A 21,689-nucleotide genomic window follows, 5' to 3' on the forward strand; every position below is an offset into this window, starting at 1 on the left:
CCGCGCCGCTCAGCCGGCGCCGGGCGGGAGCGCGGGGCCCTCGTCCTTGAGCGCCACGCCCGAGGCGCCGAGCTCGCGCGCCGCACCGAGCAGCGCCGCCACCGTGCCGGCCGCCTGCGCGTAGGACAGGCCGTGCGGCGGCCGCACGTTGGAGACGCAGTTCCGCTCGGAGTCCACCCGGCCCGGGCGCGGGTCCCAGGTCAGGTAGATGCCGAGGGAGTCGGCCGAGGACAGCCCCGGCCGCTCCCCGATGAGCACGACGACCGCCCGCACGGCGAGGGCCGCACCGATCTCGTCGCCGAGCCCCACCCGCGCCTGGTGCGCGAGCACGACCGGCGCGACCGACCAGCCGGGCAGCCGCTCCAGCAGCGCGAGCACCGTGCCCGCGGCGTGCTCGTGCACCGCGCGCGGCGAGAGCCCGTCGGCGACCACGACGCCCAGGTCGGCGCCGGTCGCGGGCAGCTCCGTCCCGGGCGCGAGCCGGCGGCCGAGGTCGGGCCGCTGCAGGTACTCCGCGCGGTCGGCGGCGGCCGACCGCACCTCCAGCACGTCGAGGTCGCCCAGCCCCGCGCGGACGACGTCGGGCTCCAGGGGCGTGTGCACGGCGTCCCGGGCGACCGCGTGCGCGGCGCGGAACTCCAGCTCCCGCGCCGTCGGCAGCCCGTCGCCGGCGCGGCCGAGCGCCACCCGCGCCCGCGTGGCCGCCCGCAGCACCGCCCACGGATCGGGGCCAGAATGGCCATTCCGGCCCTGGACGGAGCTCACGAGCGTGCTGCCGCGAGCAGCGCCCGGGCGGCGGGCGCGTCGGCGGTCAGCTCGCGGACCCGGCCGTCGTCGTCGACCAGGTCCATGCGCGCCAGCCACTCCTCGAACTCCGGCGCCGGCCGCAGCCCGAGCACCTGCCGGGCGGTGAGGACGTCGGAGAACGACAGCGACTGGTAGTGCAGCATCACGTCGTCCGACCCCGGGACGGCGATGAGGAACGAGCAGCCGGCCGCACCGAGCAGCAGCATGAGGGAGTCGGTGTCGTCGCCGTCGACCTCCGCGTGGTTGGTGTAGCAGACGTCGACGCCCATCGGCAGGCCGAGCAGCTTGCCGCAGAAGTGGTCCTCCAGCCCGGCCCGGGCCACCTGCTTGCCGTCGTAGAGGTACTCCGGCCCGATGAACCCGACGACGGTGTTCACCAGCAGCGGCTCGAAGTGCCGGGCCACCGCGTAGGCCCGGCACTCCAGCGTCTGCTGGTCCACCGGCCGCCCGTCCACACCGCGGTGCGCGTCGGCCGACAGCGCCGAGCCCTGCCCGGTCTCGAAGTAGGTGACGTTGCGCCCGACCGTCCCGCGCCCCAGCTCCAGCGCGCCCGCCCGCGCCTCGGCGAGCAGCTCGAGGGTCACGCCGAAGCCCCGGTTCGCCTCCTGCGTGCCGGCCACCGACTGGAACACCAGGTCCACCGGCGCCCCCTTCTCCAGCGCGCGCAGCGTCGTCGTCACGTGCGCCAGCACGCACGACTGGGTCGGGATGTCGTAGCGGCGGATCACCGCGTCGACCAGCTCCAGCAGCGCGATCGTCTGGCCCGGCGAGTCGGTCGCCGGGTTGATGCCGATGACGGCGTCGCCCGAGCCCTGCAGCAGCCCGTCGACGATCGAGGCGGTCACCCCGAGCGGGTCGTCGGTCGGGTGGTTCGGCTGCAGCCGCGAGGCCAGCCGGCCGGGTAGCCCGAGCGTCGAGCGCAGGCCGGTGACCACCCGGGCCCGCCGGCCGACGGCGACCAGGTCGGCGTTGCGCATCAGCTTCGACACCGCCGCGACCATCTCCGGCGTGAGCCCCTTCGCCAGGCCGCTGATCGACGCCTCGTCCCCCGCTGCCGCCCAGGCCAGGAGCCGGTCGCGGAGCTCCCCCACCGTCAGCGAGGCCACCGGCGCGAAGGCCGCCCTGTCGTGGGTGTCGAGGATCAGGCGGGTGACGTCGTCCTCCTCGTAGCCGACCACCTGCTCCTCGAGGAAGGTGGCCAGCGGGAGGTCGGCGAGCACGGTCTGCGCCGCCACCCGCTGGGCGGCGGACGCAGCGGCGCACCCGGCGAGGACGTCCCCGGAGCGCGCCGGGGTCGCCTTCGCCAGCAGGTCCGACAGCGACGGGAACTCGAAGGTGTGCCCGGACAGCGTCGTCCGACGGATCACCGCACCTCCTCGTCCGCGGCCGCCAGCAGCTCGAACTCCTCCTCGGGCGCCGAGGCGACGAGGTGGTGGCGGCTGTAGAGCGCGAAGTAGGCGAGGAAGACCGCGTAGGCGGCCAGCGTCCAGAGCGCGGCCTCGACGTCGACCAGGAAGGTGGCGACGACGGCGGCCGCGGCGAGCACCAGCGCGACGCCGGTCGTGGCCGTGCCGCCCGGCGTCCGGTACGGCCGCGGCAGGTCGGGCTCGCGGCGGCGCAGCACGATGTGGCTGACCATCATCAGCACGTAGGAGACGGTCGCCCCGAAGACGGCCATGTTGAGCAGCATCGCGCCCTGCCCGGTCAGCGAGAGGACGAAGCCGATGGCGCCGGGCACCAGCAGGGCCAGCACCGGCGCCTTGCGGCCGTTGGTCACCGACAGCGCCCGCGGCAGGTAGCCGGCGCGGGAGAGCGCGAAGGTCTGCCGCGAGTAGGCGTAGATGATCGAGAAGAAGCTGGCGACCAGGCCGAAGAGGCCGGCGTAGTTGACGACCTGCGCGAGCGAGGAGCCGGCGACGTCCAGCGCCTCGACCGGCGGGTTGCCGCTGGCCGACATGGCCTGCGAGCCACCGGCCCCGGCGGTGAAGACCAGCATGAGGACGGCGAGCACGACCAGCACGCCCATCGCCGCGACGATGCCCCGCGGCAGCGCCCGCGCCGGGTCGCGGGCCTCCTCCGAGGCCAGCGGCACGCACTCGACGGCGAGGAAGAACCAGATGGCGAAGGGGAACGCCGCCCACACGCCCATCCACCCGAACGGCAGGAACTCCGAGGCGCCGGCCGCGTCGGTCGGCGCGATGTCGAGCAGGTTGCCGCCGTCGAAGGCCGGGATCGCGCCGACGAGGTAGAGCACCAGGCCCGCGACGGCGATCGCCGCGATGACCAGCATGACCTTGAGCGCCTCGCCGACGCCCAGGAGGTGCACGCCGATGAACAGGGCGTAGGCGGCCAGGTAGACCCACCAGCCGTCGGTGATGCCGAACAGCCCGAGCGACTCGACGTAGGCGCCGATGAAGGTGGCGATCGCGGCGGGGGCGATCGCGTACTCGATGAGCACCGCGACGCCGGTGGCGTAGCCGCCCCACGGCCCGAGCGCGCGCCGGGCGAAGGTGTACCCGCCGCCGGCGGTCGGCAGCGCGGAGCCGAGCTCGGCCAGGCCGAACACCATGGCGGTGTACATGACCGCCATGAGCACGGTGGCGATCAGCAGGCCGCCGAAGCCGCCCTCCGCCAGACCGAAGTTCCAGCCGGCGTAGTCACCGGAGATGACGGCGGCGACGCCCAGCCCGGCGAGGAGCACCCAGCCGGCCGTGCCGGTGCGCAGCTGCCGCTTCTGGAGGTAGCCGGCCTCCACCGCCTCGGCCTCGACGCCTGCGTGGTGCGTGCCCGTGCGGGCAGGTCGAACAGCTGGTTCCGCGGTCATCACTCGGCCTTCCGGGAGGCCCCCGCGAGGTCGGGTGGTGCCAGCGTGTCCCTGCCCCGTCCGCCGCACAACGCCCTGCGACGGGACGGAACGCACTCTTCACACGCCCGACTCAGATGCTGCGCCAGCGCCCCTCGGTCGCGTTCCCCTCGGGCCGGGACTCGAAGACGTTGCCCTCGGTGGGCTGCACCTCGTCGTCGGCGATCGCCAGCCGCTGCATCAGCGGTCCGACCAGCAGGTCGTAGACGCCCGGCAGCAGCCGGAACCCCGCGGTGATCAACGGGTTGAAGATCCCCGCCTGCACCACCCGCACCGGGGAGTCCAGCGTGGAGAGCACCCGGCGCGCCACCCGCTGCGGCGAGTAGACCGGCGGCGGCGGGCGGCCGGTGCTGCCGGCCCACGAGGCGCCCTGCATGTAGATCGGGGTGTCCACTCCCCCGGGCTGCACGATCGACACCGAGACCCCGGGGACGTCGCGCACCTCCTGCTGCAGCGTCCGCGCCAGGCCGAGCTGGCCCCACTTCGCCGCCACGTAGCTGCCCATCAGCGGCGTCGTGACGTTGCCCAGCAGCGAGTTGACGATCGCCAGGTGCCCCGCGCCCTGGCGGCGGAAGACCGGCAGCACGTGCCGGGCCACGTTCGCGGTGCCGTGCACGGCGGTGTCGACGACCCGCTCGTAGACCTCCTTGGGCACGTCCTCGACCCGCCCGTAGGCCATCACCTGCGCGGCGTGGACGACGGTGTCGAGCCGGCCGAACCGCTCCACCGTCGACCGGACGACCGCGGCGATCGCGTCGTCGTCCAGCACGTCGGCCGGGCAGACGACGACCTCGGCCGCGCCGGCGGCGCGCACCTCGGTGGCCGCCTCCTCCAGCGACTCGCGGCCACGGGCCACGAGCACCACCCGGGCGCCCCGCTCGCCGAGCTGCACGGCGGTGGCCCGGCCGATGCCGCTGGAGGCGCCGGTGACCAGCGCGGTGATGGGTCCGGATCCCTCGTGTAACGGCACGGGCTCTCCTCGCCAGTGGGTGCGGACGGGCGGCGACCCGACCGGTTGCGGGCTACCCGGCGGTGCGCGGTCTCACGCGTCCAGCCGGTCCCGCAGCCAGCCCGGTCCCGCGACGGGCACGCCCGCCGGGAGCCGCGCCCGCAGCCCGCGGTCGGCCGTCACGACGAGCACCTCGCGCCCCGCGGCAACCAGCTCCCCGACGACGGCGACCAGCGCGTCGTCACCGCTGCCCGGCGCCCGCACCAGCGAGACGCCGTCGGGCCTCGGCACGTCGCGCGCCGCGCCCTCGACGACGGCGACGGTGGCGCCGACCCCGAGCACCGCGCCGTCGGGGCCGGGCACCTCGGGCGGCAGCGCGGCCAGCCGCGCGAGCAGCCGCGCCGCCGCGCCGGCCCGGTCCCGCCACCACCCGTCGGGACGCGACCCGACGACGTTGGCCAGGTCGACCACCAGCACGGTCACGCGTTCACCCTTCCCGGCGGCTCCGGGGCCGCGTCGTTTCCTCCCGGGGCCGCTCGGGCATGGAACCTGGTCACCGCCCGGGGGAACCGACGGCGGCTCCGTTCGAAGGAAGGGAACCACCATGGCCGGGAACGACCACACCAGGCACGACCACGACGCCACGCTCGGTGCGACGGGCACCAGGGAGGGCGCCTCGGTCACCCGCGGCGCCGCGCGCGACGCCGTCAGCGCCCAGCACGCCCGCTTCGGCGGGATCAAGTGGGGCGCGGCCTTCTTCGGCTGGCTGTCCGCCAACGGCCTGGCCGTCATCCTCATCGCCCTGCTGTCGGCGGCGGGCGTCGCGCTGGGCCTGTCGCAGGGCGTCAGCTCCGCCGACGAGGCGGCCGACGAGGTGACCTCGGGCATCGGCATCGGCGGTGGCATCGCCGTCCTCGTCATCCTGTTCCTCGCCTACCTCGCCGGTGGCTACGTGGCCGGCCGCATGGCCCGGTTCGACGGCGCCCGGCAGGGCATCGCCGTGTGGGTGATCGGCCTGCTGGTCGTGCTGCTGCTCGCCGCGGCCGGCGCGATCCTGGGCTCGCAGTACAACGTGCTGCAGCAGCTCAACCTGCCGCGCATCCCCGTGGACGAGGGCACCGCGACCACCGCGGGGATCATCACGCTCGTCGCGATCCTGCTGGTCACGCTGCTGGGCGCGATCCTGGGCGGCAAGCTGGGCGAGCGCTACCACCGCAAGGTCGACCGCGCAGGCTTCGACCTCGTCTGAAGCGGCCGGGCGGCTCCTACGCTGCGGGGCATGTGCCGCAACATCCGCCCCCTGGCGAACTTCGAGCCGCCCGCCGCGAGCGACGAGATCCAGGCCGCCGTGCTCCAGTACGTCCGCAAGATCAGCGGAACCGTGAAGCCGTCCCGGGCGAACGCCGAGGCGTTCGACCGGGCGGTCGCCGAGATCGCCACCGCGTCGGCCCGGCTCCTCGAGTCGCTGGTGACCACCGCCCCGCCCAAGGACCGCGAGGTGGAGGCCGCCAAGGCACGGGCCCGGGCCGCCGCGCGGTACGGCACCTGACGGTTGGGTTGCGCACTACCGGGATGGCCGGCGGCCGGCGCGGGTAGTGCCCGACCCATGTCCGCACCGCAGAGCACCCGCACCGCCGAGTACCGCGTCACCGGGAACCGCGCCGCGGGCCCCTCGGCCCGCCAGGGCGCCGGGTCCACCGTGTGCGCGCACTGCACCGACGGCCTCGGCAAGCCGCGCGAGCTGAAGCCCGGCTCCTTCCGCGAGCGGGTGCACCGCAACCCCGGCGTCGCGATGGCCTGGCGGGTCACCGTCTTCGCCGCCGGGCTCCTGCTCGTGATGCTCGGCGTCGCGCTCACCGTGCTGCCCGGGCCGCTGACCATCCCGCCGGTGCTCGCGGGCCTGTGGCTGTGGTCCACCGAGTTCGACTGGGCGCGCCGGTTCTTCGCCTCCTTCCGGCGCAAGGCGGTCGCCGCGTGGCGGCACGCGCGCCAGCACCCCGTGAGCTCGCTGGCCGTCACCGTGGGCGGGCTCGCCGCGGCCGGTGCCGCGTTCTGGGCCGTCGGCCACTTCCAGCTCGTCGAGCGGGCGACGACGGCCCTCGGCCTCTGAGCCGCTCAGCCCGGGCCGACGTCGCGCGGGTCCGGCGTCCGGAACGGCGGGTCGGCGGGCGCCTCGGCCGCGGGTGCCGGCTCGGCCGACTCCTCGGGCCGGTCGGGCTCCTCGCCGCCCAGGCCGAAGCCCTCGGCAGGGGGCGGCGCCCCGGCGCCGGGGTCGGCTGCCGGGATGCCGTCGTCGGGACGGCCGAGGTTCGGTTCCAGGGGGCTCGACATCGACATGCGGCTCCCCTACCCCCGCGGGGACGCGCCGACCCGGCCACGGCCCCGGTGTTCACCTGCCCGCCCACCGGCCGACGGCCGTCCGACGCCCTGGGTTACAACTCACCCATGACCTCCGAGCCGACCCTGCGCCGTGCCGCCTTCGCCGACCTGACGCCGTTCGAGGTCTACCGGCTGTGCCGGCTGCGGGTCGACGTCTTCGTCGTCGAGCAGGAGTGCCCCTACCCCGAGCTGGACGGCCGGGATCTGGAGCCGGCCACCGAGCACCTGTGGCTCGAGGACGGCGACGAGGTGCTCGCGACCATCCGCGTGCTCGACGACGGCGCGTCCCGGGCCATCGGCCGGGTGGCGACCGCCGGCAGCGCTCGCGGCCGGGGCCTGGCGGCCCGGCTGATCGAGGCGGCGCTGGAGAGCTACGGGGACGGTCCGCTCACGCTCGGCGCCCAGGCCCACCTGGAGGGCTGGTACGAGCGGTTCGGCTTCCGCCGCAGCGGGCCGGGCTACCTCGAGGACGGGATCCCGCACGTCCCGATGCGCCGGGAGCCGGCGTGACCGCCGAGGACGCGCGCACCCTCCGCACGGCTGCCGAGCGGCTGGAGAGGCTCGCGGCGCGGACGACGCCCGGGGACTGGCGGGTGGCGGGGCTGCTGGCCAGCCGGCCCGAGGTGGTCGCGCACGCGGCCGACGGCGGCACCGAGCACGTCGCAGAGGCACGCGCCGGCACGGCCGTGTGGATCAGCGCGCTGTCCCCCGCGGTGGCCGGCCCGCTGGCGGGCTGGCTGCGCACGACGGCGGACTCCGGCTCACCCGACCGGTCGGCGGTCGCCCTGGCACGCGTGCTGCTCGGCCGGCTGCCGGTCGGTTGACCCCGGGACGACGAGTGCCCCGCCGGTCGGGACCGGCGGGGCACTCGGGAACTGCAGGTCAGACGGGCTCGGCGCAGTAGACCTTGCCGTCCTCGTTGTTGCCCTCCGGGCCGATCCACAGCGCCAGCTCGGCCGTCTCGAAGTCGAGGCAGAGCTCCTCGGTCGCCTCGAACTCGGAGTAGGTCATCTCCTCCTCCTGGATGCCGACGACCTTGCCGTCGGCCTCCCCGGAGCCGCAGTCGACCTCCTCGAAGGAGGTGGCGCCGGTGCCGGCGATGCAGTCGCCGACGTCCGGGCCGCCGCCGAGCAGGCCGAACGCCGAGGCGGCGGCACCGAGGACGACCACACCACCGACGACCGGCAGCACCTTCTTCCACGCGCCGCCCTTCTTCGCGGGCTGCCCGGCCGGCGGGGTCCAGGCACCGGCCGGCTGCCCCGGCTGCTGCTCGAACTGCTGGTACGGCTGGCCCGGCTGGCCCTGGGGGTAGGGCTGGCCCGGCTGGCCCTGGGGGTAGGGCTGGCCCGGCTGGCCCTGGGGGTAGGGCTGGCCCGGCTGGCCCTGCGGGAAGGGCTGGCCGGGCTGACCCGGCTGCTGGCCGGACGGGTTCATGTCCGGGCCGGTTCCGGGGTGGCTCATGGGGGCTCCTGAAGTCGCGGGACGTCGTGCGTTCCCCCGGATCCTGTCTCATGCCGGTCCTCGTCGGGCCTGCTTCCCCAGCGCCACGGCCTCGGGGAGGTAACGAACGGTTCCGCGGGCACCACCGGCCACAGCCGCATCCGCGCAGCCGGCGCGTGCGCCACCCGGCCCCGGGGTAGGCGCCGGGCATGACTGACGACGTGGCCACGGGTGGGTTCGCCGAACGGTTGGGGGCGCGGCCGGAGGCCGCCGAGGACGGCTCCGCCCGCATCTCCTTCGAGGTGACCGAGGAGCACCTCAACCCCGCGGGCACGCTGCACGGCGGCGTCCTCGCCACGCTGGTCGACACCGCGATGGGCCTGGCCGTGCGCACCACCACCGACGACGGCGAGGTGCCCGCCACCAGCCAGCTGACCGTCACCTACCTGCGCCCGGGCAAGCCGGGCCCGCTGCAGGTCACCGCCCGGCTGCGGACGCGCGGCGAGCACCTCACCGTCTGCGAGGCCGACGTGGAGCAGGACGGCAAGGAGCTCGTGCACGCGGTCGCCACGTTCGCCCTGCTGCAGCGCTGAGCCGGGCTACCGGCCGAGCTGGCTGACCAGCACCATGAACAGGATCAGCAGGGCGGCCACCACGAGGATCCCGGCGGGGATCAGCACCCGTGCGCGGCGCTTGTTGCGGTCGTCGGCATCGAAGTCGTCGGGCGCCTGGTTGCGGTCGGGGTCGGTCATGTCGGGCTCCTGCTTCTTCGGAGGGACCGGGACGCGGACCCGCGTTCCGGGGAGGACCATCGGGCCATGACCACCGCTACGTGGAACGGGACCGTGATCGCCGAGTCGGACGACATCGTCACCGTCGAGGGCAACGCCTACTTCCCGCGCGAGTCCGTCCGGGAGGACGTCGTGCGCCCGTCGAGCACCACCTCGGTGTGCCCGTGGAAGGGCACCGCCTCCTACCTCAGCCTCGAGGTCGGCGGGCAGGTGAACGCCGACGCCGCCTGGTTCTACCCCGAGCCGAAGGACGCGGCGAAGGAGAACACCGGCCGTGTGGCCTTCTGGAAGGGTGTCGAGGTCCGCTGACCCGGCCGGCTCAGCGGCCGGGACGGGTGCCGGCCAGCTCGCGGGCGGAGGCCGCGGCGTCGGCGTCGAGCTGGCGGCCGACCGACTCGGTGTAGGAGTCCCAGGCCTGCTGCGGGGTGACGCCGAGCGCGGCGGCGATGTCCTCCCAGCCGGCGCCGCCGCGGAGTGCGGCGCGGATGCCCACCAGCTGGCTGTCGTGCGCCTTGCGGGCGATCACCTCGCCGAGCGCGAGCAGCTCGAGGGACTCGTGCACGTCCAGCGTGGTCTGGTCGTGCAGCAGGGTGGTCCAGGAGTCGGCGTCCTCGTCCCGGACCGTGTTGAGGGCGGTGTCGCCGTTGTCGCGGCGGCTGAGGAAGTCCAGCCGGGTGGCGGCCGTCGTGAGCGAGAACTCCGCCTCGAGGGCCTCGGGTGTGATCTGCATGCTCCGGCCTTCCCCGCCCCGCTCGGCGTGGCAAACGCGGGGAGTCCCATCTCGCACGACGCGGAGGGCCCGCACCCCGTTCGGGGTGCGGGCCCTCCGTGCGTCGCAGGGGTGCCGACGTCAGCTGCTGACGCCCACGGCCTCCTTGGCGAGGGCGGCCAGCTGGGTCTGCGCGGCGCTCGCCACGTTCGCCCGGGCCTTGTGGGTCTCCTCGTAGCGGATGATGACGTTGATGTCGTGCGGCGTCTTCAGCTGCTTGACGGCCTTGACGGCGTCCTGCACGGACATCGAGTCGTAGCCCTTGATCGGCAGCTCGTCAGCGCTCACGTCACCGAGCTCCTCGCGGGCCTCGCGGGCGACCTCGGCGGCGTCCTTGTTGCCCTCGCGCTGCGCGATCCGCTCGGCGCGGCGCAGGCCGGCGGCGCGGCTCACGGTCAGCGTCTCGCGCACCGCACCGGTGAGGGCGGCGGCGCGGTCGGCCACGGCGCCGAAGCGCTCGGTGGTCTCCTCACCGGCGTGCTGCACGGTGTCGACGGCGTTGTTGACCGTGTTGGCCAGGAAGCGGACCGGGGCGTTGACGGCGCGGGCCACGTTGCCGGCGACGCGCTGGACCGGGGTCGGGACCAGGGCGGCGGGGCCACCCAGGGCCTCCTCGGCGAGCACGACGGTCAGCCACTCGACGGTCGCCTTGTGGGCGTCGATGAGCTTCTCGGCCAGCCGCTGGGTCTTGGTCTCGCCGGCGGTCTGCGCGAGCACCTTGACGTAGGTGGCGCGGTCGAGCAGCTGGTGCTCGAGCTGGAGGTCGGTCAGCAGGGCCTCCTCCAGCGGAGCGGCCTGCTCGAAGGTGGCCTTGAGGACCGCGGAGAGGCGACCGATCGCCGGGGTGACGACGTCGGGCACCCCGCCCAGGGCGCGCAGCTGCTCGGTGATCTCGAGCGTGCGGGCCGCGGCGTTGTCTGCGTTCTGCGTGAGCTCCCGACGGACGGCGTCGGTGCGGGCCTGCGAGATCCGGGTCCGTGCGACCTGCTCCTCGGTCTGCGTGAGCAGGACGAGAGCGCGCAGCTGGTTGATGATCTTGGCGTTGTCGGCCATGACGAAGAACAACTCCAGTGATTGGGGATGACCTGACGGACTGGTACATGCCCCGGATCCCGGGCTGCTAACTCCTGCAAGCAGATTGCTAGCAGTGAGCCTGGTCACTCGTCCGGGTGAAGCCCCGCCCTCAGTGCGCCAGGGGGACGCCGGCGCCCACCCACCGGCGCTTGCCGACCTGGATGGCGGCGTGCCCCACCGCGACCACCGCGACGGCGCCCAGCCCTACCAGCCAGCCGGGGACGCCGGCCCGGACCGCGGCGACGACGACGAAGCCGTCCGCGAGGGCGACGAGGGTGAAGCCGACGTGCTCCAGGTACGCCGCCGTGGGGCCGCCGGTGCGGTCCGGCCGGATCCGGGCGGCCAGCTCCGCGCGCACGAGCACGACCGCGGCGAGCACGAGGAGCCCACCGAAGACCGCCCGCGCGAGCGGGTCGGTGGCCGACCAGTCGAGCAGCAGGGCCGGGACGAGCGCGAGCACCATGACCAGCAGCGCGAGGCGGTAGACCCCCAGGAACCGGCCCGCCGGCAGGGCCAGGAGACCGGCTCCGAAGGCCAGCGTGGCGGCGGCCGCGTGGACGGCCACGAAGACCGTGTCGCTCATGGGCGCCCCCCAGGGCCTCGCCGGTGCGCCCAGGCTCGACCCGCGCGCGCGGCGCGTCAAGGCATGGCTGCGGGAGACGCACGAGGGTGCCGCTCCGGAGCGGAGCGGCACCCTCGGGACGGGCAGCGGGTCAGCCGGCGTGCGTGGACATCCGCGAGGGCACGACCGGACGGCGCGGGCGGACGTCGAAGCGCAGCACCGGCTGCGTCATGTCGTCGGTGACCTCGTAGGACGGGCGCGGGGCGAGCCGGACGCGACGGGGCGGCAGCGGCGACGGGGGCATGAGCTTGCCGCAGCCGATGCAGTAGCGGCCGCGCTGGTGCTCGGCTCCGCAGTGCGCACAGTTCATGTCGACCTCCTCGGCGCGCCCCGGGGCGGGGCGGACGACCGGACCCTGGCAGCTCGGGCGCGTGATCGGGAGGTCGGTTCGTCTGGAGTGACGAGCCGTTACCCGACCGCAATGGAACCAGGCGGTTCCGGTTCGGTCAGCGCCCCGTCCACCGCGGCGCCCGCTTCTCCAGCCGGGCGGCGATGCCCTCCCTGCGGTCCTCGCTGAGGTACGGGTTGGGTCCCACGTCCAGCCGCAGCCCCTGCCAGAGCGGCAGCTCCAGCGCCTTGACCGCCGTCTCCTTCATCCGGCGGACCGAGATCGGGGCGTTCGCCGCGATCCGGTCGGCCAGCTCCAGCGCAACAGCGAGGACGTCGTCGGGCCCGACCAGCCGGTTGACCAGCCCCCACCGCTGGGCCTCCTCCGCGGACAGCCGGTCGCCGGTGAACAGCAGCTCCAGGGCGATGCCCATCGGGATGCGCTTGGGCAGCACGACCGAGCCGAAGTTCGCCCCCATGCCGATCGCGGCCTCCGGCAGCGCGAAGTGCACACCGCTCGAGGCCACCCGCAGGTCGCAGGCCAGCGCCAGCTCGAACCCGCCGGCCACCGCGGGCCCGTTGAGGGCGGCGACCACCGGCACGGGCACCTCGGTGACGACCTCGAACACCGCCCGGGCGGGCCGGCCCATGGGCGGGCGGAACCGCTCGCCGCGCTCGTCGGCGGCGCGGATCTCCTTGAGGTCGAAGCCGGCGCAGAAGGCCGGCCCGGTGCCGGTGACCACCACCGCGCGGACGCCGTCCTCGGGGACCCGCAGCAGCTGCTCCACGAGGTCGGCCTGCAGCTCGGTCGAGAGCGCGTTGCGCCGCTCGGGCCGGTCGAGCGTGAGGACGCGGACGTGCCCCCGGTCCTCGACCAGCAGTCCGGACGCGTGCCGCTGCGCATTCGCCATGCCGGGCACCCTGGCCCGCCCGCGGCCCGGGTGGCAAACCGGCGCACCCCCCGATCGGCAGGACTCCGCGGAGCCGGAACCACCGACGGCGGGAAACCCTGTGATCCGGGTTAACGATCTTGCTCTCCCGTCACATCCGCCCCTTCCGTCGGGGACCATGGGCGGACCAGTCCGTCCGACCCGGTAGACAGGTGACATGGAGAGCACTGCCGACATCCAGCGCGGCCAGGCCGTCGCGCCGGCGGCGACGGTCTCCCTCGAGCTCACCTCCACGCCGGTGCTCAGCTACGCCCTCGCCCACAACCGGGTCCCCGTCGTCTCCCGGCTGGCCCTCACCAGCGAGGCCACCCTGCGCGGGGTCACCGTGCGCCTGTCGGTGCGCGACGCCGAGGGCCCGATCGCGCACACCGTCGAGCTGCTGGCCGACGTCGACGCCGGGCGGACCACCGTCCTCACCGACCTCGGCCTGGTCATGGACCCGGCGGCGATGCTGCACGTCGAGGAGCAGCGCCCCGGCGTCGTCGACGTCGAGGCCTGGCTGGACGAGACGCTGATCGGCGAGGCCACCGCACCGGTGCAGGTGCTGGCCGCCAACCAGTGGCTGGCCACTCCCCTGCCGCTGGCGCTGGAGATGCTCGCCGCGCACGTCATGCCCAACCACCCGGCGGTCACCGGGCTGGTCGCCGAGGCCTCGGTGCTGCTCGAGGAGCGGACCGGCAGCGGCGCGATGGTCGGCTACGCGGCGACGGCCGAGCGCGTGGACGAGGTCGTGCAGGCCCTCGCCGCCGCGCTGCACCGCCGCGGCATCCGCTACTCCGAGCCGCCCGCCAGCTGGTCGGACCTCGGCCAGCAGGTCCGCTCCCCCGGCGACGTCCTCACCTGGCGCGTGGGCACCCCGCTGGACACCGTCGTCGTCCTCGCGGCCGCCCTGGAGCAGGCCGGGATCCGGCCGCTGCTGTGGCTGGCCGACGGTGTCGGCGGGCGGGTCGGGGGAGCTCACGCGTTCCTCGGCTACTGGCGGGAGGAGCGGAGCTCGGAGAGCGCCGCCACCACCGACGCGTCGTCCCTGGTGAACCTGGTCGACCTCGGCCTCGTCGGCCTGGTCGAGACCACCCTGCTGACCGGCTCCGCCGAGCCGGGCGCCGACCTGCACACCCCCGCCTACGAGGGCTGGCTGCGCGGCGACCTGGACCGCGTCCTGGGCGTCACCGACGTCCACCGCGCCCGCCGCGACGGCATCGTGCCGCTGCCGGCCCGCGCCCGGACGCCCGAGGGCATCCTGCAGGTCGTCGAGTACCGGCCGGCCGAGCACAGCGTCGCGGCGTTCCCGGCGGGGACGACGGCCCAGCTCGGCAACCGCCCCGAGGCCCCGGCCCGGGTGCAGCAGTGGAAGAACGCGCTGCTGGACCTCAGCCTGCGCAACCGGCTGATCAACTACAGCGAGCGCTCCGGCCTGCCGCTGACGCTGCCCGCGACGGCGCTGCCGATCCTCGACAACTTCGTGCACGACGGCACCCCCGTCACGCTGCTCCCCGGCGACCAGCTGGCCGCCGTCCAGGAGGAGCGCGGGCTCACCGCCGCCAAGGAGCTCCCCGCCGAGCAGCTGACCGAGCTGCTGGTGGAGCGGCGCGAGGTGCACGCCGACGTCACCACCGGCGGCTACCTCCCCCGGCTGCGCAACCTCGCCTACCGGGCGAAGACGGTGCAGGAGGAGACCGGCGCCAACAACCTCTACCTGGCGCTGGGCTCGCTGGTCTGGGAGCTCGACGGCCGGCCGCTGCGGTCCCCGCTCGTGCTGGTGCCGGTGGTCCTCACCCCGGTCGGGCGCACCGGCTCCTACCGGCTGTCGCTGGACGAGTCCGGCTCCAGCACGCCCAACTACTGCCTGCTGGAGAAGCTGCGCCAGGTGCACGGCCTGGTCGTGCCCACGCTGGCGGAGTCGGCCGAGACGACGCTGGACGTCGAGGGCGCCCTGGAGGCCATGCGCGTCGGCCTCGTCGGCCACGGCCTGCCCTACCGGGTCGAGGCGACGGCGGACCTGGCGATCCTGCAGTTCGCCAAGTACCGGCTCTGGAAGGACCTCGACGAGCACTGGTCCGACTTCGCCCAGAACCCGCTGGTGCACCACCTCGTGCACGAGCCGACCGAGCCGTTCACCGACCCCGCGCGGGACTCGGGCGCCTTCGTCGACCTGGACTCCCTCGCCGCCGAGCTGCCCGTGCCGGCCGACGCGTCGCAGCTGCGGGCGATCGCCGAGGCCGGCGCCGGCCGCACGTTCGTGCTGGAGGGACCGCCCGGGACCGGCAAGTCGCAGACCATCACCAACCTGCTGACCCGGGCGGTCGCCGAGGGCAAGCGGGTGCTGTTCGTCGCCGAGAAGCGGGCCGCGCTCGACGTCGTCGCCCGGCGGCTGGACGCGGTCGGCATGGGCATGTTCGCCCTCGACCTGCACGACAAGGGCAGCCGCGCCTCGATGGTGCGCGCGCAGATCCGGCTGGCCATGGAGCACGCGGTCGGCGTCGACGAGCAGGGCCTGTCGGCGGAATCCGAGACCCTGCGGTCGGCCCGCCGCCAGCTGGCGCGCTACGCCGACCGGCTGCACGCGGAGAACGCCGTCGGCCTGTCGCTCTACTCGGCGCGCACCGCCGAGCTCGCCGCCGGGACCGACGTGCAGCCGCTGCCGATCCCCCTGCCGTTCGTCGCGAACGCGCCGGAGGAGGTGCTGACGGCGGTCCGCCGCGCGCTGGCGCTGCTGCCCGACATCGCCGACCTGACGCGGCCCTCCCCGCGGCACCCGTGGGCGTTCGTCGACTCCCCCGCGATCGACCTGCCCGCCGCCCGCGAGGCCACCGCCGCCGTGGACGCCGCCCTGCGCGAGGTCGCCGCGTTCACCGACCTCGGCGGGGTCATGCGGCACGCACGCAGCCCCGAGGACCTCGACGCGCTGGTCCACCTGCTGTCCGGGCCGCAGGTCGGCATCGACGTCCTCGACGAGACCTTCAGCCACCGCTGGACCACCGCGACCGGTGCCGTCATCGGCGAGGTCGCGGCGTTCACCGCGTTCCGCCACCCGGGCCTGGACGTCGCCTCCCCCGAGGTGCTCGCCCTGCCGCTGGCCGACATCTACGTCCGCGCCCAGACGGCGGCCGCCTCCGGCTGGTGGGGCCGTCGCAAGCGGCTCATCGCCGTCCGGGACGAGATCGCCTCCTGCCTCAAGCCCGGCGCCAAGGTGAAGCCCAAGGACGTCCCGGCCCTGGTCGAGAACCTGTGGCGCGTGCAGACGGCGGTGCAGGCCATGGTCGCCCGCGTCGACTCGGTACCCGGGCTGAGCGCGCCCGAGGGCTGGAACCCGTTCACCGACCCCGGTCTCCTGGAGCGCGAGGTCGCCTGGCTGCGCCGCGCCGGCACCGCCGTCGACGGCCGCTCGGCCTTCCACGTGGCCCTGCGCAAGCTGATCGTCGCCGGCATGCTTTCGGGGCCGGAGACCGCCGGCGCGGTCGCCCGACTGCGCGACGCCGTCGTCGACCTGCTGCGGCTGTGCGGCAGCTCCACCGACCAGCTCGCGGCGTGGGCCGGGGACGACGGCTTCGCGCTGCGCTGGTCGATGACCCGGCCCGAGCGCGGCGCCGAGGGCACCGTGCTCATGTCGCTGCGCCGCTGGGTCTCCTTCCTCGACACGCTGGAGCCGCTGCGCTACGCGGGCCTGTTCGACGCCCGCCGGCTGCTCGTCACCGGTGAGGTCGCCGCCGACGACGCCACCCGGGCGCTGGACCGCGGCCTGGCCGTGGCCTCGGTCGCCGAGCGCCTCGACGCCACCGGGCTGGACACCTTCGACGCCGAGGCCCACCAGGTCGCCATCGACCGGTTCACCGCCGCCTCCCGCGCGGTGCGCGAGCACCTGACCGCGGCGCTGCCCGCCGAGGTGCTGGCCGCGCGGCCGTTCGACGCGACCATGGGCACCGGCCAGGTCGGCGCCCTGCAGCGGGAGCTGGCCAAGCAGCGCCGCGGCCTGGGCGTGCGGCAGCTCCTCGCCCAGTACGGCGAGCTGATCACCGCCGTCATGCCCTGCGTGCTGGTGTCCCCGGACTCGGTGGCCCGCTTCTTCCCCGCGGCGGCCGGCCAGTTCGACCTGGTCGTCTTCGACGAGGCCAGCCAGATCCGGGTGGCCGACGCGGTGGGTGCGCTGGGCCGCGCCAAGGCCGCCGTCGTCGTCGGTGACTCCAAGCAGATGCCGCCGACGTCGTTCCTCGAGCCGACGACGGCCTCGACCGACGACTCCCTGGAGGTGGAGACCGCGGTCGAGGACGAGGAGTCGATCCTCAGCGAGTGCGTGCAGGCGCGGGTGCCGCGGCACTGGCTGTCCTGGCACTACCGCAGCCAGGACGAGTCGCTCATCGCGTTCTCCAACGCCCAGTACTACGAGAACCGGCTGTCGTCGTTCCCGGCGCCCACGCACGGCCGCGCCTCCTCCGAGCCCGACGGCCGCGGCGTCTCGCTGGTCCGGGTGCCCGGCACCTTCCACCGGTCCGGCGCCGGCCGGCTGCTGCGCACCAACCCGGTCGAGGCCAAGGCGATCGTCGCCGAGATCCGCCGCCGCTTCGACGCCCAGCCGAAGTGGGACGGCATGGCCGGCGTGCCCTCGATCGGCGTGGTCACCTTCAACGCCCAGCAGCGCTCCTACATCGAGGCGCTGCTGCGCGACGCCGACGACGACCGGCTGGCCGCCGCGCTCGACCGCTCCGACGGCGAGGGGCTGTTCGTCAAGAACCTGGAGAACGTGCAGGGCGACGAGCGCGACGTCATCTTCTTCTCGACCGGCTTCTCCCCCGACGCCTCGGGCACGCTGCCGCTGAACTTCGGCCCGCTGAACCGGGTGGGCGGCGAGCGCCGGCTCAACGTCGCGATCACCCGCGCGCGCCGTCAGGTCGTCGTCTTCTCCTCCTTCGACCCCGACCAGCTGCGGGCCGAGGAGACTTCCTCGGTGGGCATCAAGCACCTGCGCGCCTACCTCGACATGGCCGAGCAGGGCACCGACGTGCTGCCCCGCTCCGCGCGGTCGGCCGCCGTGGTCGACCGGCACCGCGAGCAGATCGCGGCGGCGCTGCGCGAGCGCGGCCTGGTGGTGCGCACCGACGTCGGCCTCTCCGAGTTCCGGGTGGACCTCTCGGTGAGCCGGGCCGTCGACCCCGACGCCCCGCTGATGGCCGTCCTGCTCGACGGGCCCGCGTGGGCCCGCCGGGGCACGGTCGGCGACCGGGACGCCGTGCCGGTCGAGGTGCTGGGCGAGATGCTGCGCTGGCCGGTGGTCGAGCGCGTGTGGCTGCCCACGTGGCTGTCGGACGCCGCCTCCGTCGTCGACCGGCTGGTGGCCGCGGTCGACGCCGCGCCGGTGCCGACGCTCCCGCTCCCCGAGCCCGTGCAGCTGCCGACCGCGGCCGTCGAGTCGTTCAAGGGCGTGGCCGCGCTGCGCTCCGCGGTGACCGCGTCGGTGGCGGTGCCCGCGACCGCGTCGCGCCCGGCCGCCCGGCAGGCCGCGGCGAAGAAGCCGGCCAAGCCCGCCGCGCTCGAGGGCGAGTCGCCCTTCGTGCCGTGGATCCCCAAGACCGCCGGTGAGAAGTCGGTGCTCGACGAGCTGCCGGCGTCGAAGGCGGCCCGTGCCGTGCGCCGGGTGCTGCAGGCCGGGGTCAAGGCCGAGGGGCCGATCCACGTCGACCGGCTGGCCAAGCTGACGGTCGGCGCGTTCGGGCTCAACCGGGTCACCGAGTCGCGCAAGCAGACGCTGCTCTCGCTGCTGCCGCCCTCGGCGGTCGACGGCGACTACCTGTGGCCGGACGGGGTCGACCGCGCGACCTGGACCGGGTTCCGCCGGCAGGTCTCCAGCACCGACCGGCCGATCGAGCACGTGCCGCCGGAGGAGGTCGCGAACGCGATGGCGGCACTCTGCCGGGCTGCCGCCGGGATGCGCCGCGACGAGCTGCTGACCGCCACCGCCGCGACCTTCGGCTACAAGCGCCGCGCGGCCTCGGTCACCCCGGTGCTGGAGAAGGCGCTCGCCTTCGCCCTGGACAGCGGCCGCCTCCAGGAGCAGGGCTCGGGTCTGCTGACCGCCTGAGCCGCCGTGACCGGTCTCATCCCAGCGGGGGTGTGCCCGGCTTCAGTCGGCCGCTCGGACGGCCGATGGTCCTCCTGACAACGACAGCGAGCACGGGGAGCCCAGACCATGCGCATCAGCTGCCGAGCGACACTGCCCGCCACGGAGCTGGAGATCGTCACGGCGGTCCAGCAGCTGCTGGACCGGCGCGGCTCGATGGCCCACGCCCCGGTGAGCCTGGCCATCCCGGACAACGTCGCCATCGGCGTCGCCGGCATGTTCGTCAGCGCCACCGACTCCGGCCAGCTCATGGAGCGCTTCTTCCGCGGCGCCGAGGTCGACAGCGGCGAGATGCTCGACGCCATCCGCTTCGAGCAGGGGTACGCCTCGGCCGAGGGGCACGCCGCCCTGCACTGCCTCTCCGGCTGGGTGCACGCCCGCGTGCACAAGCAGGGCGGCTGAGGGCCCTCAGGTCCGGGCGACCCCGAGCAGCGTGACGTCGTCCGTGCTCGGCGGGTTCAGCGCGCCGAGCACCTCGTCCAGCAGCTCCTGCGGGTCGGCGGGGCCGGCGGCCACGGCGTCGCGCAGCGCGTCGAGGCCCGCGGCCAGGCCGGTGGCCACGCGCTCGACCAGGCCGTCGCTGAACAGCAGCAGCCGGTCGTCGCCGGCCAGGGCCAGGCGGGTCTCGCCGTAGGCCGGGGCGTCGAGCACGCCGAGGGCCGGGCCGCGCCCGTCCAGCACGTACTCCGCTCCCCCGGCACCCGCGTGCAGGACCGGCAGGTGCCCGGCGCTGGCGACGACGACCTCGCCGCTCTCCGGGTCGAGCTCGGCGACGACGACGGTCGCCATCTCCCCCGGCAGCAGCGCGCCGATGACCTCGTTCAGCCCGTCGAGCGCCGCCGCCGGGCCGGCGGCCCGCAGCAGGTGCGCCCGCAGCGCGTGCCGGAGCTGGGCGGTCACCGCGGCGGCGGCCAGCCCGTGCCCGGCGACGTCGCCCAGCACGATGGACACCCGCCCACCCGGCAGCGGCACCAGGTCGTACCAGTCACCGCCGACGACGTCGTCCTCGCTGGGCCGGTACCGGGCCGCCAGCGCGACGCCGGGGACCTTGGGCAGCTCCTCCAGCAGCAGGGTGCGCTGCAGCGCCCCGGCCAGCCGGTTGTCCTCCTCGGCGCGGCTCAGCGTGGCGGCGGCGAGGTGCCCGGCGAGGGACCGGGCGGCGGCGACCTCGTGCTCGCGCCAGGGGCGGGAGGTCTCGCGCACCGTCTCGCTCCAGGCCGCGAACGAGCGCCGCGGGCTCAGCCGCGGGCCGTCGTCGGTCTGCGCCGTCTTCGACTGGTACGGGTTGCCGCCCCAGGTGACCTCGCGCAGCGTCTCGGGGCGGAACCAGGCGAGGAAGTCCTCGCCGCCGACCGGGACGGCGAGCACGCCGCTGGCGGTCGCCGCGAGGTCGGCCGCCTCCGGGACGACCCTCGAGGCGGCGTCGGTGGCGGTGGCGCCCGCGTCCAGCAGGGCGCGGACCAGCGGCACGACGCGCTCGGCCGGCGGGGTGGTGCCCAGCAGCCGGAGCTGGCCGCCGAGCCGGACCGCCGCACCGGTCGCCGGCAGCAGGTCGAGGACGGTGACGTCCTGGTCGGTGAGCGCGGTCGCCAGCGCGCGCGGGGTGCGGCCGACGGCGGCGGTCAGCTCGGCGGTGCGCCGGGCGACCTCGACCAGGCCGTCGGTCTCCCCCGCCGCGAGCAGGGTGGGCAGCAGCAGCGACGCGGTGCGGCCCAGGAACTCGGCGGCGACGCGGTCGGGGTAGGACGGCCGGTGCGGGCCGGCGTAGTGGTGGCAGGAGATCAGGCCCCACAGCCTGCCGCGGTCGATCAGCGAGACCGACATCGACGAGACCACGCCCATGTTGGCCAGGTACTCCAGGTGCACCGGCGAGACGCTGCGCAGGATCGACCCGGAGAGGTCCAGCGGGCGTCCGGTGAGCGGGTTCGCCGGCGGGTCGAGCGGCACCCGCTGGTAGCCGGCGTCGGGGATGATCCGCATCCAGTTGCTGGTGTAGAGCGCGCGGGCCTGGGCGGGGATGTCGCTGGCCGGGTAGCGCAGGCCCAGGAAGGGCTCGAGGTCCTCGCGGCGGTCCTCGGCGACGACCTCGCCGTTCCAGGCCTCGTCGAAGCGGTAGACCATCACGCGGTCGAAGCCGGTGAGGGTGCGGACGTCGCGGGCGAGGACCTCGGTCAGCTCGTCGAGCGTCGCGGTCGCCGAGAGCCGCTGCAGGACGGTCGGCAGCCGGCGGTGCCAGGCGGCCCCGGCCTGCTCGGCGCCGGCGACCGGCTCCCACTCGCTGACGAGCAGGCCGTCGGCGCGGTGCAGGACGAGGTCGACCTCGGCGCCGGCGACCTGGACGCGGATCGGGTTGGCCTCGGCGAGGTCGCCGTCCAGCGCCTCGCGCAGGCGGGCGGCGTCGGCGTCGTCCAGGTACTGGTCGAGCGTGCCGCCGGACCGGCCGAGGAGCTCCTCGGCGTTGGCCGAGGCGACGACGACGGCGAGGTCGGGCTCGGTGACCGCCAGCAGGGCACCGTGCGGCTGGACGGCGCCCGGGATCGCGATGGGCTCGTCGGCGCAGCGGAGCAGGGCGTCCTCGTCGGCGCGGGGGGCGGTCACGCCGCGAC

General features: G+C 75.2%; 23 protein-coding genes. 9 read left to right on the plus strand and 14 right to left on the minus strand.

Annotated elements, in window-relative coordinates; translation table 11 throughout:
• Positions 1-9 precede the first annotated feature (9 nt).
• The 5 genes from eutC to E4P43_RS14240 form a co-directional block, all read right to left on the minus strand.
• Positions 10-765 carry an ethanolamine ammonia-lyase subunit EutC gene (eutC, locus tag E4P43_RS14220; RefSeq protein WP_135146119.1) on the minus strand — a complete coding sequence of 252 codons (756 nt, stop codon included), beginning with the start codon at positions 763-765 and terminating at the stop codon, positions 10-12.
• Entirely contained in the window at positions 762-2,174 is a 1,413-nt protein-coding gene (locus E4P43_RS14225; RefSeq protein WP_167759185.1) for an ethanolamine ammonia-lyase subunit EutB, read from the minus strand. Before E4P43_RS14225 ends, eutC begins: the two co-directional genes overlap by 4 nt.
• Positions 2,171-3,631: an ethanolamine permease gene (gene eat / locus E4P43_RS14230; protein ID WP_135146120.1), complete on the minus strand. Its 1,461-nt coding sequence runs from the start codon at positions 3,629-3,631 to the stop codon at positions 2,171-2,173. Before eat ends, E4P43_RS14225 begins: the two co-directional genes overlap by 4 nt.
• Positions 3,632-3,743: 112 nt before the next feature.
• Positions 3,744-4,640, minus strand: a complete 897-nt coding sequence (locus tag E4P43_RS14235) for an SDR family NAD(P)-dependent oxidoreductase (protein WP_135146121.1) — start codon at positions 4,638-4,640, stop codon at positions 3,744-3,746.
• A gap of 72 nt (positions 4,641-4,712) precedes the next feature.
• A complete protein-coding gene (locus E4P43_RS14240; RefSeq protein ID WP_135146122.1) occupies positions 4,713-5,102 on the minus strand; it encodes a hypothetical protein in 390 nt (129 codons plus the stop codon).
• Between the two features lie 121 nt (positions 5,103-5,223).
• On the opposite strand from E4P43_RS14240, the gene E4P43_RS14245 reads away from it, so the two are divergent.
• The 3 genes from E4P43_RS14245 to E4P43_RS14255 are packed head-to-tail and all read left to right on the plus strand — an operon-like array spanning position 5,224 to position 6,729.
• Positions 5,224-5,868 (plus strand): hypothetical protein, encoded by a 645-nt coding sequence (locus E4P43_RS14245; RefSeq protein WP_245159138.1) that lies wholly within the window; start codon positions 5,224-5,226, stop codon positions 5,866-5,868.
• Between the two features lie 30 nt (positions 5,869-5,898).
• Positions 5,899-6,168, plus strand: a complete 270-nt coding sequence (locus E4P43_RS14250; RefSeq protein ID WP_135146123.1) for a DUF2277 domain-containing protein — start codon at positions 5,899-5,901, stop codon at positions 6,166-6,168.
• Positions 6,169-6,225: 57 nt separating this feature from the next.
• Complete coding sequence (locus E4P43_RS14255) at positions 6,226-6,729, plus strand: PGPGW domain-containing protein (RefSeq protein WP_135146124.1); 504 nt, start codon at positions 6,226-6,228, stop codon at positions 6,727-6,729.
• Between the two features lie 5 nt (positions 6,730-6,734).
• On the opposite strand, the gene E4P43_RS14260 is transcribed toward E4P43_RS14255, so the two are convergent.
• Complete coding sequence (locus E4P43_RS14260) at positions 6,735-6,956, minus strand: hypothetical protein (protein WP_135146125.1); 222 nt, start codon at positions 6,954-6,956, stop codon at positions 6,735-6,737.
• 108 nt (positions 6,957-7,064) lie between these two features.
• Here E4P43_RS14260 and E4P43_RS14265 point away from each other — a divergent pair, with 108 nt between their 5' ends.
• A complete protein-coding gene (locus tag E4P43_RS14265) occupies positions 7,065-7,508 on the plus strand; it encodes a GNAT family N-acetyltransferase (RefSeq protein ID WP_135146126.1) in 444 nt (147 codons plus the stop codon).
• Entirely contained in the window at positions 7,505-7,822 is a 318-nt protein-coding gene (locus E4P43_RS14270; protein ID WP_135146127.1) for a hypothetical protein, read from the plus strand. Before E4P43_RS14265 ends, E4P43_RS14270 begins: the two co-directional genes overlap by 4 nt.
• Before the next feature lie 58 nt (positions 7,823-7,880).
• Here E4P43_RS14270 and E4P43_RS19975 read toward each other — a convergent pair whose 3' ends face one another.
• Positions 7,881-8,459, minus strand: coding sequence for a hypothetical protein (locus tag E4P43_RS19975; protein WP_167759186.1), 579 nt, complete (start codon positions 8,457-8,459; stop codon positions 7,881-7,883).
• Between the two features lie 188 nt (positions 8,460-8,647).
• Here E4P43_RS19975 and E4P43_RS14280 point away from each other — a divergent pair, with 188 nt between their 5' ends.
• A complete protein-coding gene (locus E4P43_RS14280) occupies positions 8,648-9,031 on the plus strand; it encodes a PaaI family thioesterase (RefSeq protein ID WP_135146128.1) in 384 nt (127 codons plus the stop codon).
• A gap of 6 nt (positions 9,032-9,037) precedes the next feature.
• Here the strand turns inward: E4P43_RS14280 and E4P43_RS19980 are convergent, their stop codons facing one another.
• Entirely contained in the window at positions 9,038-9,190 is a 153-nt protein-coding gene (locus E4P43_RS19980) for a hypothetical protein (RefSeq protein WP_167759187.1), read from the minus strand.
• Between the two features lie 66 nt (positions 9,191-9,256).
• Here E4P43_RS19980 and E4P43_RS14285 point away from each other — a divergent pair, with 66 nt between their 5' ends.
• Positions 9,257-9,538: a DUF427 domain-containing protein gene (locus E4P43_RS14285; RefSeq protein ID WP_135146129.1), complete on the plus strand. Its 282-nt coding sequence runs from the start codon at positions 9,257-9,259 to the stop codon at positions 9,536-9,538.
• A 10-nt stretch (positions 9,539-9,548) separates the two neighbouring features.
• Here the strand turns inward: E4P43_RS14285 and E4P43_RS14290 are convergent, their stop codons facing one another.
• The 5 genes from E4P43_RS14290 to E4P43_RS14310 form a co-directional block, all read right to left on the minus strand.
• Entirely contained in the window at positions 9,549-9,959 is a 411-nt protein-coding gene (locus tag E4P43_RS14290) for a hypothetical protein (protein ID WP_135146130.1), read from the minus strand.
• A 120-nt stretch (positions 9,960-10,079) separates the two neighbouring features.
• The gene (locus tag E4P43_RS19985; RefSeq protein WP_167759188.1) at positions 10,080-11,051 is read right to left on the minus strand and encodes a ferritin-like domain-containing protein; all 972 of its coding nucleotides are present in this window, start codon (positions 11,049-11,051) and stop codon (positions 10,080-10,082) included.
• Between the two features lie 130 nt (positions 11,052-11,181).
• Positions 11,182-11,655, minus strand: coding sequence for a hypothetical protein (locus E4P43_RS14300; RefSeq protein WP_135146131.1), 474 nt, complete (start codon positions 11,653-11,655; stop codon positions 11,182-11,184).
• 130 nt (positions 11,656-11,785) lie between these two features.
• Entirely contained in the window at positions 11,786-12,004 is a 219-nt protein-coding gene (locus E4P43_RS14305) for a hypothetical protein (RefSeq protein WP_135146132.1), read from the minus strand.
• 136 nt (positions 12,005-12,140) lie between these two features.
• Positions 12,141-12,932 carry an enoyl-CoA hydratase/isomerase family protein gene (locus tag E4P43_RS14310; RefSeq protein ID WP_135146133.1) on the minus strand — a complete coding sequence of 264 codons (792 nt, stop codon included), beginning with the start codon at positions 12,930-12,932 and terminating at the stop codon, positions 12,141-12,143.
• Between the two features lie 196 nt (positions 12,933-13,128).
• On the opposite strand from E4P43_RS14310, the gene E4P43_RS14315 reads away from it, so the two are divergent.
• Entirely contained in the window at positions 13,129-19,044 is a 5,916-nt protein-coding gene (locus E4P43_RS14315) for a DUF4011 domain-containing protein (RefSeq protein WP_135146134.1), read from the plus strand.
• Between the two features lie 108 nt (positions 19,045-19,152).
• Positions 19,153-19,485: a hypothetical protein gene (locus E4P43_RS14320; RefSeq protein ID WP_135146135.1), complete on the plus strand. Its 333-nt coding sequence runs from the start codon at positions 19,153-19,155 to the stop codon at positions 19,483-19,485.
• Between the two features lie 6 nt (positions 19,486-19,491).
• On the opposite strand, the gene E4P43_RS20865 is transcribed toward E4P43_RS14320, so the two are convergent.
• Complete coding sequence (locus E4P43_RS20865) at positions 19,492-21,681, minus strand: SpoIIE family protein phosphatase (RefSeq protein ID WP_135146136.1); 2,190 nt, start codon at positions 21,679-21,681, stop codon at positions 19,492-19,494.
• Positions 21,682-21,689: the final 8 nt, after the last annotated feature.

The organism is Blastococcus sp. TF02A-35 (assembly GCF_004571075.1).
GTDB lineage: Bacteria > Actinomycetota > Actinomycetes > Mycobacteriales > Geodermatophilaceae > Blastococcus.